Annotated in this window: 1 protein-coding gene and 1 pseudogene; both read left to right on the top strand. The window is 42.8% G+C overall.

What is annotated here, in order from left to right; translation table 11 throughout:
• Positions 1-571 (top strand): annotated as a pseudogene (locus HMPREF2933_RS10615) (IS3 family transposase); the annotation flags it as partial.
• Between the two features lie 198 nt (positions 572-769).
• Positions 770-3,271, top strand: coding sequence for a leucine--tRNA ligase (gene leuS / locus HMPREF2933_RS08650; RefSeq protein ID WP_024052645.1), 2,502 nt, complete (start codon positions 770-772; stop codon positions 3,269-3,271).
• Positions 3,272-3,471: the final 200 nt, after the last annotated feature.

The raw sequence follows: 3,471 nt of genomic DNA, 5'->3' as shown, positions 1-3,471 counted from the left end.
TCAAACGATCCACTTTCTACCGTTGGAAAGTAGAAGGTGAGAAGCCTAAAAAAAGGGACGAGGTGGTAGAAAAAATAGAGCTAATCTGTATGGGAAATCAGTTTATCTACGGCTACCGTACCATCACCCGATTGCTCAAGAAGAGGGATAACCTTGTCACAGACATGACCTACCTCTACTTTGGAAACTGTAAACTCTACCTGTCCTCTATCATGGATCTCTATAATCGTGAGATTGTGGCTTATACCATCTCAGATTGCCAAGATACGGACTTGGTGTTGGATACTTTGAACTAACTGAATGTGTCTCAAGGAGCGCTCTTGCATAGCGATCAGGGCTCTGTCTACACCTCAAAAGCTTATTACCAGGCTTGCACAGAAAAAGGCATCACCCGCTCTATGTCCCGTAAGGGAACACCAGCAGATAATGCCTGTATCGAATGGTTTCATTCTGTCCTAAAGTCTGAAACCTTCTATCTCCATAACTGGAGAAACTTAACCAAAGATAGTAGAACAGATATTGTCAAATCTACATCATATTTTATAATGAAACTAGAATTCAACAGAGATGAAACGACCAGTCTCCTGTGGATTGCAGAAATCTGGTCGCCTAAAAAGTGTTTTTCTTCTATCCCATTATTGGGGTGCAGTACCGAATGACCAGCTGTTTTTTTGTGTTTGAGAATATAGAAACAGACTTTCCTTAATTATGCCTTTTAAAATCGCCTAAAAATGGTATAATAATAACATCACAAAATTGGAGTGAATCAATGACTTTTTATAATCACAAATCAATTGAAAAAAAATGGCAAAATTATTGGGCGGAAAATCATACGTTTAAAACAGGAACAGACGCTGACAAACCAAATTTTTATGCGTTGGATATGTTCCCTTACCCGTCTGGTGCTGGTCTTCACGTAGGACACCCAGAAGGCTACACGGCGACTGATATTCTTAGTCGTTTCAAACGTGCGCAAGGCTACAACGTTCTTCACCCAATGGGCTGGGATGCCTTTGGGCTGCCTGCCGAGCAATACGCAATGGATACAGGTAATGACCCAGCTGAGTTTACGGCAGAAAATATTGCCAACTTCAAACGCCAAATCAATGCGCTTGGCTTCTCTTACGACTGGGATCGTGAAGTAAATACTACAGATCCAAACTACTACAAGTGGACGCAATGGATCTTCACCAAGCTTTACGAAAAGGGCTTGGCCTATGAAGCGGAAGTGCCAGTTAACTGGGTTGAAGAACTAGGTACAGCCATCGCTAACGAAGAAGTACTTCCTGACGGAACATCTGAACGTGGTGGTTACCCAGTTGTCCGCAAACCCATGCGCCAATGGATGCTGAAAATCACAGCTTACGCTGAACGTTTGCTGGAAGATTTAGAAGACCTTGATTGGCCTGAATCTATCAAAGATATGCAGCGTAACTGGATTGGTAAATCAACTGGTGCCAATGTGACCTTTAAAATCAAAGATACTGATAAAGATTTCACAGTATTTACTACTCGTCCAGATACATTATTTGGTGCAACCTATGCTGTTTTGGCTCCTGAACATCCGCTTGTTGAGGTGATTACAACGCAAGATCAAGCGCAGGCTGTTGCGGATTATAAACACCAAGCAAGCCTTAAATCTGACCTTGCTCGTACAGACCTTGCTAAAGAAAAAACAGGTGTCTGGACTGGTAGCTATGCCATTAACCCAGTAAATGGTAAAGAAATTCCAATCTGGATTGCCGACTACGTTCTGGTCAGCTACGGGACTGGTGCGATTATGGCGGTTCCTGCCCACGATACACGTGACTGGGAATTTGCTAAGCAATTTCATTTGGAAATCATCCCCGTTCTTGAAGGTGGAAATGTTGAGGAAGAAGCATACACAGAAGACGGCCTTCATATCAATTCTGGCTTCTTAGACGGCCTTGATAAGGCACAAGCTATCGATAAAATGGTTGACTGGCTGGAAGCAGAAGGTGTCGGAAACAAAAAAGTAACTTACCGTCTGCGTGACTGGCTCTTCAGCCGTCAGCGTTATTGGGGTGAACCAATCCCAATCATCCACTGGGAAGACGGCACAACAACAGCTGTTCCAGAAGAGCAATTGCCGCTTGTATTGCCAGTAACCAAAGACATCAAACCTTCAGGTACAGGTGAAAGCCCACTTGCTAACTTGACCGATTGGCTGGAAGTGACGCGTGAAGATGGGATGAAAGGTCGCCGTGAAACAAACACAATGCCACAATGGGCAGGCTCTAGCTGGTATTATCTTCGCTATATCGACCCACACAACGATGAAAAATTAGCTGATGAAGAATTACTCAAGGCTTGGCTGCCGGTTGACATTTACATTGGTGGTGCAGAACATGCAGTGCTTCACCTTCTTTATGCTCGTTTCTGGCACAAATTCCTTTATGATTTAGGTGCCGTTCCAACCAAAGAACCATTCCAAAAGCTCTTTAACCAAGGGATGATTTTGGGGACCAGCTATCGTGATAGCCGCGGAGCACTGATTGCCAGTGACAAGGTTGAAAAACGTGACGGTTCATTCTTCCATATCGAAACTGGAGAAGAACTGGAGCAAGCTCCGGCGAAAATGTCTAAATCACTTAAAAATGTTGTGAATCCTGATGATGTGGTTGAACGTTACGGAGCGGATACGCTGCGCGTGTACGAGATGTTCATGGGACCGCTTGATGCTTCTATCGCTTGGTCTGAAGAAGGCCTTGAAGGCTCACGCAAATTTCTTGACCGTGTCTATCGCTTGTTGACAACAAAAGAAATTGTTGTAGAAAACAGTGGCGCACTTGATAAAGTCTACAACCAGACAGTCAAGGCAGTGACCGAGCAGCTTGAGGAACTCAAGTTTAACACAGCCATTGCTCAATTGATGGTATTTGTCAACGCTGCCAATAAAGAAGACAAACTCTTTGTTGGCTACGCTAAAGGCTTTGTACAATTGTTAGCACCATTTGCACCACACCTTTCTGAAGAATTGTGGCAAACATTGACACAATCAGGTGAATCAATTTCATACGTTCCTTGGCCAACATGGGATGAAGCAAAACTCGTTGAAGATGAGGTTGAAATTGTCGTGCAAATCAAGGGCAAGGTTCGTGCAAAACTTGTGGTCGCAAAAGACTCAAGCCGTGAAGAGCTTGAAAAGCTTGCCTTTGCCAATGAAAAAATCCAGTCTGAAATCGCTGAAAAACAAGTGGTTAAGGTGATTGTAGTCCCTAACAAACTTGTTAATATTGTTGTCAAGTAATAGGTTCTGTTAGCCTTATCTGCAACCTTCAATAACGTTTCAAGCTGTTGGAGCTACCTAAATTGGTGAATATTGTTGCGAAATAAAAGAAAAATGAGGATTCTGCTAACATTTGGAATCCTTTTTCGCTGCTTTAAACTAAAAAAGCATAAACTTAAAAACAAGAAAAGTAAAAAAAGATGAAAAAAGGTATTGACAAG

Source organism: Streptococcus sp. HMSC066F10, assembly GCF_001813805.1.
GTDB classification, from domain to species: Bacteria; Bacillota; Bacilli; order Lactobacillales; family Streptococcaceae; genus Streptococcus; species Streptococcus vaginalis.
This window is presented reverse-complemented; position numbering and strand designations above follow the sequence as displayed.

Bases quoted from the DNA above. Each gene is read 5' to 3' on its own strand.
- leuS (WP_024052645.1), top strand. From the start codon at position 770: ATGACTTTTTATAATCACAAATCAATTGAAAAAAAATGGCAAAATTAT.